The organism is Micromonospora sp. NPDC047521 (assembly GCF_055587305.1).
This window is the reverse complement of record NZ_JBVJGN010000004.1, coordinates 473,155-488,690: the sequence shown is the minus strand read 5'-3', so window position 1 is coordinate 488,690 and position 15,536 is coordinate 473,155. Positions and strand designations below refer to the sequence as shown.

Here is a 15,536-nt window from a genome sequence, read left to right as displayed (position 1 = left end):
CTCGCGGAAGGCAACTCCATGGCACCACACACCGCACCCGAGATCTGGTTCCTCACCGGCAGCCAGGGCATGTACGGCGAGGAGACGCTCCGGCAGGTCGCCGAGCAGTCCCGTCAGATCGCGGCCGCGCTCGACGACTCGCCGCAGATTCCGGCCCGGGTGGTCTGGAAGCCCGTCCTGACCAACAGCGGCGAGATCCTGCAGGTCTGTCGGGACGCCGCCGCCCAGGGCGCCATCGGGGTCATCGCCTGGATGCACACGTTCTCGCCGGCGAAGATGTGGATCGCCGGTCTCGACGCTTTGCAGACGCCGTTGCTGCACCTGCACACGCAGGCAAACGTCCTGCTGCCGTGGAACGACATCGACATGGACTTCATGAACCTGAACCAGGCCGCCCACGGCGACCGGGAGTTCGGGTACATCCAGACCCGTCTCGGTGTGGCCCGCAAGACGGTGGCCGGGCACGTCAGCGACCCGCGGGTGAGCGCCCGGGTCGGGGCGTGGGCCCGCGCGGCGCTCGGTTGGTCGGCGATGCGGTCGCTGCGCCTGGCCCGTTTCGGCGACAACATGCGCGACGTGGCGGTGACCGAGGGCGACAAGGTCGAGGCGGAGCTGCGGTTCGGGGTGTCGGTCAACACCTACGGCGTCAACGACCTGGTCGAGGTGGTCGGTCAGGTCACCGATGCGCAGGTGGACGACCTGGTCAAGGAGTACGAGGACACCTACCGGGTGGTGCCGAGTCTGGTCGCGGGCGGCGAGCAGCACGACTCCCTGCGGTACGCGGCCCGGCTGGAGCTGGGCATGCGTGCCTTCCTGGACGAGGGCGGGTTCCGGGCCTTCACCACCAACTTCGAGGACCTCGGTGGCCTGCGTCAGCTGCCCGGCATCGCCGTACAGCGGCTGATGGCCGACGGGTACGGCTTCGGTGGCGAGGGCGACTGGAAGACCTCAGTGCTGGTGCACACCCTCAAGGCGATGTCGGTGGGCGTGGACGGCGGTACGTCGTTCATGGAGGACTACACCTACGACCTGACCCCCGGCGAGGAGCTGGTGCTGGGCGCCCACATGCTGGAGGTCTGCCCGACCATCGCGTCGGACGTGCCGAACGTGGAGATCCACCCGTTGAGCATCGGTGGGCGGGAGGATCCGGTCCGCCTCGTCTTCGACGCCGCGCCCGGTCCGGCGGTGGTGCTCGGTCTAGCCGACATGGGGGAGCGCTTCCGGCTGGTGGCCAACGAGATCGACGTGGTCGCGCCGCCGCAGCCGCTGCGCCGGCTGCCGGTGGCCCGCGCGGTCTGGCGGCCGCGCCCCGACCTGCCCGGCTCGGCGGAGGCGTGGATCACCGCCGGCGCGCCGCACCACACGGTGCTGTCCCAGGCGGTGGGTGTGGAGGAGCTGCACGACCTGGCCGAGATGAGCCGCACCGAGCTGGTGGTCATCGACGCCGACACCCGGCCCCGCCGCTTCGCCGACGAGATCCGGTGGAACCAGGCCTACTACCGGTTGGCCCGCGGCTTCTGACCGACGCGGTCGGAGCGCCTCTTCTGACGGGTGGCCCGTCCCTGCCTGCGGGCGGGGGCGGGCCACCCGTTCGCGCGTCCGCAGCACGACCGGGGGTCGACTGTGTTACGCCTTGACTAAGAGCATGTTATCGCTCACAGTCTATAGCCAAGACGGTCGATGTCTTCGGTTGGTCCGGCCCGGCATGCGTCCTCGCCCCTCGGTTCCGGCAGTTCCGCGCCGCAACCGTCGGGCGATCGGTGTTAGCGATCACATGATCGGGTCGTGGTCAGCTCGGTGCCCCGCCCGGTGCCGCGGACGCCGGCCCAGACCGCTCGGTTCGCGTCAGCAGAGGAGGATCATGCTTTCCATCGGTCGGGTTCCCCGCGGTGCGCCACGCCGGCGCGGGTGGATGTCGCGGCTCGTGGCCGCAGCGGCGGCGGTGCTGGTGGGCGGCGCGGTCGCGGCCGTCGCACCCACGGCCGCGTCGGCGGCGACTGTGGACACCAACGCGTGGTACGTGTTGGTCAACCGCAACAGCGGCAAGGGTCTGGACGTGTACAACCAGGCGACAAACGACGGCGCGCGGATCACCCAGTGGTCGCGTAACGACGGCGCCTGGCAGCAGTGGCAGTTCGTCGACTCCGGCGGTGGCTACTACCGGCTCAAGTCGCGGCACTCGGGCAAGGTGCTGGACGTCTACAACTTCTCCACAGCGAACGGCGCATCGATCGTGCAGTGGGCGGACGGCAACGGGACCAACCAGCAGTTCCGGCTGGCCGACTCGGACAGCGGCTACATCCGGTTGATCAACCGCAACAGCAACAAGGCGATGGAGGTGCAGGGCGCCTCGACCGCCGACGGAGGCAACATCGTGCAGTACGACGACTGGGGCGGCAGCAACCAGCAGTGGCAGCTCGTCCCCGTCGGCGGCAGCAACCCGCCGCCGTCGAGCGGCACCTACACCAACCCGGTCATCTGGCAGGACTTCGCCGACGTCGACATCATCCGGGTGGACAACGCCTACTACATGTCGGCGTCCACCATGCACTACTCCCCGGGCGCGCCGGTGCTGCGCTCGTACGACCTGGTGAACTGGGAGTTCGCCGGGCACTCCGTACCCCGCCTCGAGTTCGGGTCGAAGTACGACATGAGCGGTGGCAACGCGTACGTCGACGGGATCTGGGCGTCGACGTTGAACTACCGGCCGAGCAACCGGACGTACTACTGGGCCGGGTGCATCGACTTCGCGCAGACCCACATCTACACCGCGTCCGCCGTCGACGGCACGTGGAGCAAGCACACCACCATCCCCAACTGCTACTACGACGCGGGGATGCTGATCGACGACAACGACACCATGTACGTGGCGTACGGCAACGGCACCATCAGCGTGGCGCAACTGTCCGCCGACGGGAAGTCGCAGGTCCGCGCCCAGCAGGTGTACCAGACGCCGTCGAGCATCGGGACGCTGGAGGGCGCGCGCTTCTACAAGCGCAACGGCGCCTACTACATCTGGCTCACCCGCCCGGCCAACGGCCAGTACGTGCTGAAGTCGACGAACGGTCCCTTCGGCCCGTACGAGCAGCGTCAGGTGCTGCTCAACCTGCCCGGTCCGATCTCCGGCGGCGGCGTGCCGCACCAGGGTGGGCTGGTGCAGACCCAGAACGGCGACTGGTACTACATGTCCTTCGTCGACGCGTACCCCGGTGGTCGGATGCCGGCCATGGCCCCGATCACCTGGACCAGCGACGGTTGGCCAGTGCTCCAGACGGTCAACGGCGCGTGGGGCACCTCGTACCCGAAGCCCAACCTGCCGGCGCCGCCCCGGGCGGTCAAGCCGCTCACCGGCAGCGACACGTTCGCCGGCACCACGCTCGGCCCGCAGTGGGAGTGGAACCACAACCCGGACAACAGCAAGTGGTCGGTGAACAACGGGCTCAACCTGCAGACCGCCACCGTCACCGGCGACCTCTACAAGGCGCGCAACACGTTGACGCACCGCATCCAGGGTCCGACCTCCACCGCCACCATCGAGTTGGACTACTCCACGATGCGCGACGGCGACCGCACCGGCCTGGCGGTGCTGCGCAACTCGTCGGCCTGGATCGGGGTACGGCGGGACAACGGCTCCACGCGTCTGGTCATGCAGAACGGCCTGACGATGGACGGCAGCTGGAACACCACGAGCACCGGCAGCGAGGTGGCGAGCACCGCCGTCTCCGGTGGCCGGATCTGGTTGCGCGCCAACGCCGACATCAGACCCGGCTCCGGCCGGCAGGCCCGTTTCTCGTACAGCACCGACGGGGTGACCTTCACGTCGTTCGGCAACGCCCTGACCCTGGCGAACAACTGGCAGTTCTTCATGGGCTACCGGTTCGCCATCTTCAACCACGCCACACAGGCGCTCGGTGGTGCCGTCACGGTGCGCCGATTCGACCTGACGACACCGTGACACCAGTCACAACCTGATCGGTCGACAGGTCACGAGGACAGCCCTGCGCCCCGTGCGCCGGGTGCGGTCCACGGCACCGCGTCAGACAGTCGCCGGCCTGCTCCTCGCCCTTTCCAGGGGCGTGGAGCGGGCCGGCGCTCCGTTGCCGATCGGGGCGCGGGGCCGGGATGCCGTGTGCGCGACGGGAAGCCCGGCGCACGGCCAGCTCGGACCTTCCGTCCGCGCCGCACGGCCGAACCGTGTCGGAGGCCTTCGCTGGCGTAGACTGTCGGCGATCCAGCGCTGGTCACCTGGGATTCAGCACCGGCGTGGTGGCTGAGCGAGGGGATCGGGCCGGGCCGCTCCAGTCGACGTCGACGGGCTGCGGGCCGGAGACGTAGCGGGGGGAGTTAAATGGCCGTCCACGGTCCCGCGATGACGGACGTCGCTCGTCTCGCCGGTGTCTCCCATCAGACGGTGTCGCGTGTGCTCAACGGGCACCCCAACGTCCGCGAGCAGACCCGGCTGCGGGTGCGCGCGGCGATCGCCGAACTCGGCTACCGCCCGAACGGCGCGGCACGCGCGCTGGTGACCGGCCGGTCGCAGGTCATCGGTGTGGTCGCCCAGAACACGACGCTCTACGGTCCGGCCTCACTGCTTGCCGCGTTGGAGCAGACGGCCGCGGCGGAGGGTTTCGCGGTGAGCGTGGGCAGCGTCCGGAATCTGGACCACCGGTCCATCTCGGCGGCCGTCGAACGGCACCTGTCGCACCGCGTCGCAGGCATCGTGGTCATCGCGCCCGTCGAATCGGCCGGCGAGGCGCTGGAACGACTGCCCAAGGACGTCCCGTTGGTCACTGTCGACGGCGATCCGAGCCGGCCGGTGCCGCTTGTGACAGTCGACCAGGTGGCGGGTGCCCGGGCGGCGACGCAGCACCTGCTCGACGCGGGGCACCGCACCGTCTGGCACGTCTCCGGGCCGTCGGACTGGTTCGACAGCGTCGGCCGGGTCGACGGCTGGCGTGAGGCGTTGGTGGCCGCCGGGATCGACCCGCCGCCGCTGATGCACGGCGACTGGTCGGCCGCGTCGGGTTACCGCTGTGGGCAGATGCTCGCGCGGATGCCGGAGGTGACCGCGGTCTTCACCGCCAACGACCATCTCGCGTTGGGTGTGCTGCGGGCTCTGCACGAGTTCGGTAGGCGCGTGCCGGACGACATCAGTGTCGTCGGCTTCGACGACGTGCCCGAGGCCGCGTACTTCATTCCGCCGTTGACCACCGTCCGACCGGACTTCGACGCGGTGGCGCGGGCGAGCCTGCAGCTGCTGCTGAGGCAGATCGAGTCGGGCACCGGCGGGGCGTTGCGGCAGACCATCGCACCGGCCCTGGTCGCCCGCGCCAGCGTCGCCCCACCACCCGCCTGACCGCGCCCGGGCGCGGTGTGCCCGTATTCGGGTCGGCCATCGTGCCGCTATGGCGTCCGTCGATGAGGGGTCAACCTAGTCGATCGACGTATGACGATTCGATGCGGCGCAGGTATTGAACGACCTGAAATCCCGCCGTAACATGATGGCCGTCTCTGTTAGCGTTAACAACATTGGTGTCCGGCTATCAGTCCACGGGTCAGCGATCCGGTCGCGGGGCGGGGCGCCACCGGCAAGGAGGCTCGATGAACCGCATCACCCGAGGTCGTCGGTGGGGAAGCGTACTGGCGGCGGGACTACTGCTGGCCGGCGCCCTCGTCGGCCTGCGCTCACCGGCCGCGCAGGCGTTGGACAACGGGGTGGCCCGCACACCTCCGATGGGTTGGAACTCCTGGAACTCGTTCGGCTGCAACATCAACGAGGGGCTGATCCGCCAGTCCGCAGATGCGATCGTCAACAGCGGAATGCGGGACCTGGGCTACGAGTACGTAGTCGTCGACGACTGCTGGTTCAACCCGAACCGGGACTCCTCCGGCAACATCCAGGGGGATCCGACGCGGTTCCCCAGCGGGATGAAGGCGCTCGGCGACTACCTGCACGCCCGGGGCCTGAAGTTCGGTCTGTACCAGGTGCCTGTCGACAAGACCTGCGCGCAGTACTTCAACTCCTACCCGGGCGCCACCGGCAGCCGGGGCCACGAGGTGCAGGACGCCCGCCAGTTCGCCGCCTGGGGTGTCGACTTCCTCAAGTACGACTGGTGCTCGCCGGAGGGCAGCATCAACGACCAGGTGGCCACCTTCGCCAAGATGCGGGACGCGCTGGCGGCCACCGGCCGACCGATCGTGTACAGCATCAACCCGAACAGCATCCACGCCAAGACCGGCCCGCAGCGCAACTGGGGCGACGTGGCAAACATGTGGCGGACCACCGAGGACATCACCAACGCGTGGGACACCGGCCAGACCAACGGCTACCCGATGGGCATCCAGAACATCATCAACGTGACGGTTCCGCTGGCCTCGTACGCGCGCCCGGGTGGGTTCAACGACCCGGACATGATGGAGGTCGGTCGCGGCGGCATGAACGACACGGAGATGCGCAGCCACTTCGCGATGTGGGCGATCATGGCGTCTCCGCTGATCGCGGGCAACGACGTGCGGAACATGAACGCCGCGACGCAGGCAATCCTCAAGAACGCCAACCTGATCGCGATCAACCAGGACTCCCTCGGGTTGCAGGGGACGCCTGTGTCGTTCGACGGTACGCGTCGGGTGCTGGCCAAGCGGCTCGCCAACGGTGACGTGGCGGTCGCGCTGTTCAACCAGGGCTCCTCGACGACGACGATCTCGACCACGGCCGCGGCGGTCGGCAAGTCCGGGACGTCGTTCACGCTTGTCGACGCGTGGACCGGCGGCACCAGCTCCAGCAGCGGGACCATCAGCGCCAGCGTCCCCGCGCACGGCACTGTGGTGTACCGGGTCAGCGGTGGCGGCACCACGACCCCGCCCCCGACCACGTCCAGCGCCCTCGCCAGCGTCTCCTCCGGTCGCTGCCTGGACGTCCCGAACAGCAACACGACAAACGGCACCCAGCCGGTCATCTGGGACTGCAATGGCGCCGCCAACCAGAGCTGGACGGTCAACGGGCAGACCCTGCAGTCCCTCGGCAAGTGCCTGGACGCTCCGCTCAACGCCACGGCCGGCGCCAAGGTGCAGATCTGGGACTGCAACGGTGGGGCCAACCAGCGGTGGAGCATCAACACCAACGGCACGATCAGCGCCGCGCAGTCCGGGCTCTGCCTGGACGTCAACAACAACGGCACGGCCAACGGCACCACGGTGATCCTCTGGACCTGCACCGCGGCGGCGAACCAACGGTGGACGCGGCGGTAGCCGGTCGGGTCCGCCGGCCGACCGGGCCCCGGCGGCCCACCTGACCCTCCGGCGGTGCGGGGTGCCCGCGGACGACGACGTCGTCCGCGGGCACCGCTCTGTGTGGGCCCCCCGCGTGCGCCTCGGTGACCTGCGCTTCGCGTCGGTCGGCGCCGAAGTCGCTCTTGCGCTGACGCCTCCGTTACGAGACCGTGACACCGGTATTTCGGATCAAGTGTTGACGCACCCTATGTGAGCGCTAACACTACCCGAAAGGTGACAGTTGGCCCCGGCACTCGGCGGGGGAGTCCAGAGAGGAGAGGCCCGTGGGCAGGAGATTCCTGGTTGCTCTCGGCAGCGCGGCGCTGGCGCTAAGCCTGGCGGCATGCAGTGGCGAGGGCGCCGGCAGTGGTGGCGACAAGAGCGGGGACAAGCCCGCCGACCTGACCATCGGCGTCTCGATGCCGACCCAGACCTCCGAGCGGTGGATCGCCGACGGCAACGCCGTGAAGCAGAAGCTGGAGGCCAAGGGCTACAAGGTCGAGCTCCAGTACGCCGGAGACGACATCCCCACCCAGTCGCAGCAGGTCGACCAGATGATCACCCAGGGCGCCGACGTCCTGGTCATCGCCGCGATCGACGGCACGGCTCTCAACAGCCAGCTGCAGGCCGCCGCCGACGCGAAGATCCCGGTCATCTCGTACGACCGGCTGATCCGCGGCAGCAAGAACGTCGACTTCTACGTCAGCTTCGACAACTACAAGGTCGGCGTCGCCCAGGCCACCTCCCTGCTCGTCGGTCTCGGCCTGCAGAACAAGGACGGCTCGAAGGGCACGGCCAAGGGTCCGTTCAACGTCGAGCTGTTCGCCGGTTCGCTCGACGACAACAACACGCAGTACTTCTTCGGCGGCGCGATGGACACGCTGAAGCCGTTCATCGAGGCCGGCACGCTGAAGGTCAAGTCGGGCCAGACCAAGATCGAGCAGGTCGCCATCCTGCGGTGGCAGCAGGAGACCGCGCAGAAGCGCATGGAGGACCTGCTCACCTCCAGCTACAACGACGGCGCCAAGGTCGACGGCGTGCTGTCGCCGTACGACGGCATCTCTCGGGGCATCATCACCGCCCTGCAGAACGCCGGCTACGGCAGCGCCAGCAAGAAGATCCCGGTGGTCACCGGCCAGGACGCGGAGATCGCCTCGATCAAGCTGATCAACGACGGCGTGCAGAACTCCACGGTCTTCAAGGACACCCGTCTGCTCGCCGAGCAGGCCGTGAACGCGGCCGAGGCGTTCCTGCAGAAGAAGCAGCCGCAGGCCAACGACACGAAGACGTACGACAACGGCGTCAAGGTCGTCCCGGCGTACCTGCTGCCGATCGCGACCGTCTACAAGGACGACATCAAGGCTACGCTGATCGACTCCGGCTACTGGACGGCGGACGAGGTCGCCGCCGGTCAGGCCAAGAAGTAAGCCCGTCGTCGGGCCCGACGGTGACCGTCGGGCCCGACGCCGTGGCGTACCGCGTCCGACCTGACAGAGGACAGTGACCATGGACGACACCATCCTCGAGATGCGCCGCATCACGAAGACCTTCCCCGGGGTGACCGCGCTGGAGGACGTCTCCCTCTCGGTGCGCCGGGGAGAGATCCACGCCATCTGCGGTGAGAACGGCGCCGGCAAGTCCACCCTGATGAAGGTGCTCTCCGGCGTACACCCGACCGGCTCCTACGACGGCGAGATCCTGTTCGACGGCAAGCCCGTGCAGTTCCGGGGCATCCGCGACAGCGAAGCCGACGGCATCGTCATCATCCACCAGGAGCTCGCCCTGGTGCCGTACCTGTCGATCGCGGAGAACATCTTCCTGGGCAACGAGCGGCGCGGTCGCGGTGGGCTCATCGACTGGAACCGGGCCAACGCCGAGGCGGCGCAGCTGCTGGCGTCCGTGGGGCTGCACGAGAACCCGGTGACCCCGGTCATCCAGCTCGGCGTGGGCAAGCAGCAACTGGTGGAGATCGCCAAGGCGCTGTCGAAGAAGGTGCGCCTGCTCATCCTCGACGAGCCGACCGCCGCCCTCAACGACGTCGACTCCGCCCACCTGCTCGACCTGCTGCGGCAGCTGCGCGACAGGGGCATCACCTGCATCATGATCTCGCACAAGCTCAACGAGATCACCGCCATCGCCGACTCGACCACGGTCATCCGGGACGGTCGCACGGTGGAGACCCTCGACATGAAAGCCGGCGAGGTGACCCAGCAACGGATCATCCGCGGCATGGTCGGACGCGACCTGGACAGCTTCTACCCGGACCGGGAGTCGTCCCCCGGCGAGGAGGTCCTGCGCATCGAGGACTGGACGGTGCGTCACCCCGTCCAGGATCGCAAGGTCGTCGAGGGTGTCGGCCTGTCCGTGCGCGCCGGCGAGGTCGTCGGCATCGCCGGTCTCATGGGGGCCGGGCGCACCGAGCTGGCGATGAGCGTGTTCGGCAGGTCGTACGGGCGGGACATCAGCGGCCGGCTCTTCGTGCGCGGGCGCGAGGTGCAGGCCCGTACCGTCGCCGAGGCGATCGACAACGGCATCGCGTACGTCACCGAGGACCGCAAGCGGTACGGCCTCAACCTGATCGACGACGTGCGCCGTAACGTCTCGGCCGCCGCGCTGGACCGGCTGGCCCGGCTGGGCTGGGTGAACGGCAACGAGGAGATCAAGGTCGCCGAGACGAGCCGGCGGGAGATGAACATCAGGACCACGAGCGTCATGGCGGTGGTAGGCAAGCTCTCCGGCGGCAACCAGCAGAAGGTCGTGCTGTCGAAGTGGTTGTTCACCGACCCGGACGTGCTGATCCTTGACGAACCCACACGTGGGATCGACGTCGGCGCCAAGTACGAGATCTACACGATCATCAATCGGCTGGTGGCCGCCGGTAAGGCGGTGATCGTCATCTCCTCGGAGCTGCCGGAGCTGCTCGGGATGTGCGACCGGATCTACACCCTCGCCGGCGGCCGGATCACCGGTGAGGTGCCGGTGGGCGAGGCGACCCAGGAGAGCCTCATGGAGCTGATGACCAAGGACAAGGAGCTCGTCGGATGACAAGCATCAAGACCCCTCCGGCGGAGCGCCCGACGCCCTCGGACAGCACACCCGCCGCCGCCCTGCACACGGGGACGAGCGACCTGCGGGCGTTGGTGTTGAACAACCTGCGGCAGAGCGGGATCTACGTCGCGCTGGTCGTCATCGTGGCGCTCTTCGCGATCCTGACCGACGGGGTGTCGCTGAGCCCCGGGAACATCACGAACATCGTCCTTCAGTACTCGTACATCCTGGTCCTCGCGATCGGGATGGTCATCCTGATCATCGGCGGGCACATCGACCTGTCGGTGGGGTCGGTCGTCGCGCTGACCGGGGCGGTCTCCGCCGTCCTGGTGATCCAGCAGGGCCACCCGTGGTGGATCGGCGTGCTGGCCGCCCTGGCCGTCGGCGTGGCGGTCGGCGCGTGGCACGGCTTCTGGGTGGCGTACGCCGGCATCCCGGCGTTCATCGTGACCCTCGCCGGGATGCTGCTGTTCCGCGGCCTCACCCTGCGGGTGCTCGACAACATCTCGCTGTCGCCGTTCCCGGCCGAGTACCAGCGCGTCGCGGCGGGTTTCCTCAACGGACTGCTCGGCGGCAACGGCTTCGACGCGTTCACACTGCTGATCGGCGCCGTCGCGGTGGCCGGCTACGCGGTGAGCGGGTTCCGCACCCGGGTCGCCCGCATCCGCTACCAGCAGCCTGTCGAGTCGTTCCCGCTGTTCGTCGCCCGGGTCGTCGCGGTCGGCGCGGTCATCATGTACTTCGCCTGGCAGTTGGCGCACGCCCGTGGTCTGCCGATCGTGCTGATCATCCTGGCGGTGCTGGTCCTGGTCTACGGCCTGCTCACCAGGCGTACCGTCTTCGGTCGTCAGGTGTACGCGATCGGCGGCAACCTCTCCGCGGCGGCGCTGTCGGGCGTGAAGGTCCGCACCGTCAACTTCTGGATGTTCGTCAACATGGGCTTCCTGGCGGCGGTGGCCGGTGTCATCTACTCGTCGCGGTCCAACGGCGCCCAGCCGGCAGCCGGCAACATGTTCGAGCTGGACGCGATCGCGGCGGCCTTCATCGGCGGCGCGGCGGTCACCGGTGGCGTGGGCACCGTTGTCGGCGCGATGGTCGGTGGTCTGATCATGGCGGTGATGAGCAACGGCATGCAGCTGATGGGCGTCGACCAGTCGACCCAGTCGGTGGTCAAGGGGCTCGTGCTGCTGGTGGCCGTCGCCTTCGACGTCTACAACAAGCGCCGCGCCGGCTCGGCCCGCTGACGCCGGCACCGCACGTCCGTGCCCCCTGCCCGTCGTTCGGGCAGGGGGCACGCGTCGTGTCAGGCGGTCAGTGGCAGGTGGCGGTGCCGCTGTCGGTGTACGTCTGGCCGGCGACCGGCACGAACTGCCAGTCGTAGCTGCCGGCGTGCAGGGTGAACTTCAGGACCCCGTACGCCGAGCTGTTGCGTGCCTCGCTGTTGGGCTGGACGGTGCCGAAGCCGTAGTGGCTCGCACCGCCCATCCCGGCCACGAAGCTGCGCATGCCCCGGGTGGCGTCGGCCCCGCCGGCCGGGTTCATCGGGGCGAACCGCTCGTACACGTGGTTGTGGCCCCACACCACGACGTCGGCGTTGTAGTCGTAGAGCGCCTGGTACAGCGGGCGTGTCGACGTCGACGGCGCGTGGTTGGAGCTGGACGTGAACAGCGGGTGGTGCCAGTACGCCAGCGTGCACGGCTTGCCGCTGGCGGCCAGGTCCGCGCGCAGCCACTGCTCCTGCGCCGACCCGACGGACATGCTGATGTTGGAGTTCAACGACACGATGTGCCAGTTGCCGAGGTCGAAGGAGTAGTAGCCGCGACCGCTCGGGCCGGCGGCCGTACCGAAGTAGCTGTAGTAGCCGGTCGCGCCCGAGGTGTTGTAGTCGTGGTTGCCGGGCGACGGGCGGGTGCGTGCCTTGTGCCGACCCCAGGTGGGCTCGTAGTAGCTGGCGAACTGCGACGCGGTGCCGTTGTCGTACACGTTGTCGCCGGTGGTGAAGACGGTGCCGGGGATGCTGTCCAGCAGCGCGGCGGTGGCGGTGTCGCCGGAGCCGGAGTTGGCGATGTCGCCGGCGCCCACGAAGACCGGGTCACCTGACGTCGGCGGCGTGGTGGTCCCGGTGGTGACCACCAGTTGCGGCGCGTCCGCTCCGCTCTCGCGGGTGCCGTAGTAGGCGCCGTCGCCGCTGGTCGAGGTCGCGCCGAAGCTGTACGTGCCGTTGCCGGTGACCGCGGCGGTGACATCGACCTCGTACCAGCTGGCGCCGCTGACCGCTCCGATCGAGCCGAGTGTGGCGCCGTCGATGGTCGGCTGGTTGCTCCAGGTGGTGCCGGTCTCCGACCAGGTCGTGTTGGACATCCGCCGGAACGTGCCGCCGGCGTCGCTGCCGTCGTTGCCGCTGATCGTGCGCAGTCGCAGCTTCGCGCCGGTCACCGTGCCGCTGACCCCGCTGACGGTGAAGCGCAGGAACGAGCGCCGCACCGGCGAGTTGTCCACCACGAGCTGCGCGGAGGTGCCGTAGTTGGTGGACGCCGTGTCGCTCTGGACGTAGGTGTCGGCGACCGGCGTGAACGTCACGCTCGCGGCCGAAGCCGCGCCCGCTCCGGTCACGACGACGGCGGCCGTCGAGGCGAGCAGCACCGCGACCACCCCCACCGTCACCGACGGGCGGGGAAATCGAATGTCCATCCAGGACTCCTTCGCTACGGGTGTGAGGCGCAAGGAATGTAGGAAGGCCGATCAGCCGGCGGGCCACGCGCGGGTGAACAGTGCGTCCCGCCAGGCGAACACCTCGGTGTTCGGCGAGCGTTCACCAACCGCACGCCCGGCCGTCACGCGCCCTCCCTTGTGGCCGGTCGGAGCGGTTCCGCACGATGGCTGACCGTCAGCCGTCGATCCGAGGAGATGCTCGTGTACCTGTCGACCGTCTCCCGACCGGTCACCGACCCGCCCGGGCCACGACGCCGACGGATCGCCATGGTCAGTGGCAACGTCGTCGCGTTGGGCACGGTCAGCCTGATCACCGACGTCTCCGCCGAGATGGTCGCCGCCGTCCTGCCGCTCTACCTGGTGCTGGGACTGCACCTGAGCCCGGTGGCGTTCGGTGTGCTCGACGGCGTCCACACCGGCGCCACGGCACTGCTGCGGGTCGTCGGTGGATTCGTCGCCGACCGGTTCCGGCGGCGCAAGCTGATCGCGGGCACCGGCTACGCGCTCTCGGCGGTCGCCAAGCTCGGCCTGCTGCTCGCCGGCCGGTCGGTGCCGGCGATCGGCGCCGTCATCGCCGTCGACCGGCTCGGCAAGGGGATCCGCAGCGCGCCCCGCGACGCGCTGATCACGCTGTCCACCCCACCCGAGGCGCTCGGGCGCGCGTTCGGGGTGCACCGGGCCATGGACAGCGTCGGCGCGTTCCTCGGCCCGCTCGCCGCGTTCGCGGTCCTGCTGGCCGTCGGGCAGTCGTACGACGCGGTGTTCGTCACCAGTTTCTGCGTCGCCGCCCTGGCCGTCGTCGTGCTCGTGCTGTTCGTCAGGGAGCGGCCGTCCGGTGTGCCGACCGACGGGCCGGACGACCCGAGGGTCTCCGTCGGCGAGGCGTTCGGACTGCTGCGCAGCCGGCCGGCGCGCCGCCTCGTGCTGGCGGCGGCGCTGCTCGGCCTGTCCACCATCGGCGACGGGTTCGTATACCTGCTGCTGCAACGGCGCGAGGACCTCGGTCTGCGCTGGTTCCCGCTCCTCGCGGTCGGCACCAGCCTGGCGTACCTGCTGCTCGCCGCGCCCCTCGGGGTGCTGGCTGACCGGATCGGCAGGCTGCCGGTGGTGGTGTGCGGGTACGCGGCGCTCGGCGTGACGTACCTGCTGCTGTCCGGGCCGACGCACGGCTGGCCGGTGCTCGCGGTGACGCTTGCGCTGTACGGCACGTTCTACGCGGCCACCGACGGGGTGCTCATCGCGCTCGCCGGTCCGGTGCTGCCGGCGCGACTGCGGACCACCGGAATCGCCCTCGTGCAGACCGGGCAGGCGCTGGCGTACCTCGTCTCCTCGATCCTGTTCGGCCTGGCCTGGCAGGCGTGGGGGCCGCAGACCGCGGTCCGGGCCGCGGCCCTCGCGGTCGGCGTCGTTCTCGTCGGCACGCTGCTCCTGCTCGCCTCGCCGTCCCGTCCCGCTGCCCGGAGGGTGTCCCGATGACCACGATGTCGACCCGCGCGAAGATCGCCGTGGTGACCGCCTCGGCCGTGCTGCTGGGCACCGTGGCGGCCGGCTACGCCGCCACCGCGGCGGGACCGGCCCGGACCCCGCCACCCGCCACCGGCGAACGGGCCGTCACCCTCACGCCCGGCCCGCGGCTGCTCGCCGTCACCGACCGGTACGTCTCCTCGGTCGCCGCTGCCGACCCGGACGGGCCGCGCACCGTGTCCGCTCTGGAGTGCCTGCGGGTGTACGCCGCCGCCGGCACCGGTGTCTGCCTGCGGCCGGAGACCGCCTGGTCGTACCAGGTCGTCGTGCTCGACTCCGCGCTGCGTCAGACGCGCGCCGTGAGCGTGCCGGGCCTGCCGAACCGGGCCCGGGTGTCGGCGTCCGGGCGGATGGTCTCGTGGACGACGTTCGTCGGCGGTGACTCCTACACCGCGAGCGGCTTCTCCACCCGCACCGGCATCCTCGACACCGTCACCGGTGCGACGGTGCAGTCGCTCGAGGGGTTCGCGATCACGCGGGACGGCAGGGGCTACCGCAACGCGGACATCAACTACTGGGGCGTCACCTTCACCGCCGACGACAACCGCTTCTACGCGACCCTGTCGACCCAGGGACGGCGCTACCTCGTGCGGGGTGACCTCGCCGCCCGGACCGTGGAGACCGTGAAGGAGAACGTCGAGTGCCCGTCGCTGTCGCCCGACGGCACCCGGCTGGCCTTCAAGGAGGCGATCGACGCCGACCCGGCGAAGGGCTGGCGGCTGTCGGTCCTCGACCTGGCGAGCATGCGGGTGACCGCGACGGCCGAGACGTCGAGCGTCGACGACCAGGCCGCCTGGCTCGACGGCGCGACTCTCGCCTACACGCTGCGCGGGAGTGACGGCCGGCCGGACGTGTGGAGCGTCCCGGCGGACGGGTCCGGTACGCCGACGCTCCTGATCCCTGGCGCGGAGTCGCCCTCGCCGCTCACCTGACGGTCAGGACACCTGACCGCCTTGGTGCGGACAGCATCCCGTCATGCCGGA

General features: G+C 69.6%; 10 protein-coding genes. 9 read left to right on the top strand and 1 reads right to left on the bottom strand.

Going from position 1 to position 15,536, the window contains the following annotated elements; all coding sequences use genetic code 11:
• Window positions 1-18: 18 nt before the first annotated feature.
• The 7 genes from araA to mmsB all read left to right on the top strand — a co-directional run bounded on the left by araA (window position 19) and on the right by mmsB (window position 11,561).
• Window positions 19-1,521: an L-arabinose isomerase gene (araA, locus tag ACZ6N8_RS12930; protein ID WP_387113623.1), complete on the top strand. Its 1,503-nt coding sequence runs from the start codon at window positions 19-21 to the stop codon at window positions 1,519-1,521.
• A gap of 340 nt (window positions 1,522-1,861) precedes the next feature.
• Complete coding sequence (locus ACZ6N8_RS12925) at window positions 1,862-3,955, top strand: family 43 glycosylhydrolase (protein ID WP_466009742.1); 2,094 nt, start codon at window positions 1,862-1,864, stop codon at window positions 3,953-3,955.
• 414 nt (window positions 3,956-4,369) lie between these two features.
• Window positions 4,370-5,356 (top strand): LacI family DNA-binding transcriptional regulator, encoded by a 987-nt coding sequence (locus ACZ6N8_RS12920; RefSeq protein WP_466009741.1) that lies wholly within the window; start codon window positions 4,370-4,372, stop codon window positions 5,354-5,356.
• 245 nt (window positions 5,357-5,601) lie between these two features.
• Window positions 5,602-7,248: a glycoside hydrolase family 27 protein gene (locus tag ACZ6N8_RS12915; RefSeq protein WP_466009739.1), complete on the top strand. Its 1,647-nt coding sequence runs from the start codon at window positions 5,602-5,604 to the stop codon at window positions 7,246-7,248.
• A 305-nt stretch (window positions 7,249-7,553) separates the two neighbouring features.
• Window positions 7,554-8,696 carry a multiple monosaccharide ABC transporter substrate-binding protein gene (gene chvE / locus ACZ6N8_RS12910; protein ID WP_466009737.1) on the top strand — a complete coding sequence of 381 codons (1,143 nt, stop codon included), beginning with the start codon at window positions 7,554-7,556 and terminating at the stop codon, window positions 8,694-8,696.
• A gap of 79 nt (window positions 8,697-8,775) precedes the next feature.
• Window positions 8,776-10,314: a multiple monosaccharide ABC transporter ATP-binding protein gene (mmsA, locus tag ACZ6N8_RS12905; protein WP_364372072.1), complete on the top strand. Its 1,539-nt coding sequence runs from the start codon at window positions 8,776-8,778 to the stop codon at window positions 10,312-10,314.
• A complete protein-coding gene (gene mmsB / locus ACZ6N8_RS12900; RefSeq protein WP_364372069.1) occupies window positions 10,311-11,561 on the top strand; it encodes a multiple monosaccharide ABC transporter permease in 1,251 nt (416 codons plus the stop codon). The genes mmsA and mmsB overlap by 4 nt, the downstream gene beginning before the upstream one ends.
• 67 nt (window positions 11,562-11,628) lie before the next feature.
• On the opposite strand, the gene ACZ6N8_RS12895 is transcribed toward mmsB, so the two are convergent.
• On the bottom strand, window positions 11,629-13,008 hold the full coding sequence (locus ACZ6N8_RS12895; RefSeq protein WP_466009735.1) for a CBM96 family carbohydrate-binding protein: 1,380 nt from the start codon (window positions 13,006-13,008) through the stop codon (window positions 11,629-11,631).
• A gap of 222 nt (window positions 13,009-13,230) precedes the next feature.
• Between ACZ6N8_RS12895 and ACZ6N8_RS12890 the strand changes: the two genes are divergently transcribed.
• Together ACZ6N8_RS12890 and ACZ6N8_RS12885 are read left to right on the top strand one after the other, a co-directional pair.
• On the top strand, window positions 13,231-14,505 hold the full coding sequence (locus ACZ6N8_RS12890) for an MFS transporter (RefSeq protein ID WP_466009733.1): 1,275 nt from the start codon (window positions 13,231-13,233) through the stop codon (window positions 14,503-14,505).
• The gene (locus tag ACZ6N8_RS12885; RefSeq protein WP_466009731.1) at window positions 14,502-15,485 is read left to right on the top strand and encodes a TolB family protein; all 984 of its coding nucleotides are present in this window, start codon (window positions 14,502-14,504) and stop codon (window positions 15,483-15,485) included. The genes ACZ6N8_RS12890 and ACZ6N8_RS12885 overlap by 4 nt, the downstream gene beginning before the upstream one ends.
• Window positions 15,486-15,536: the final 51 nt, after the last annotated feature.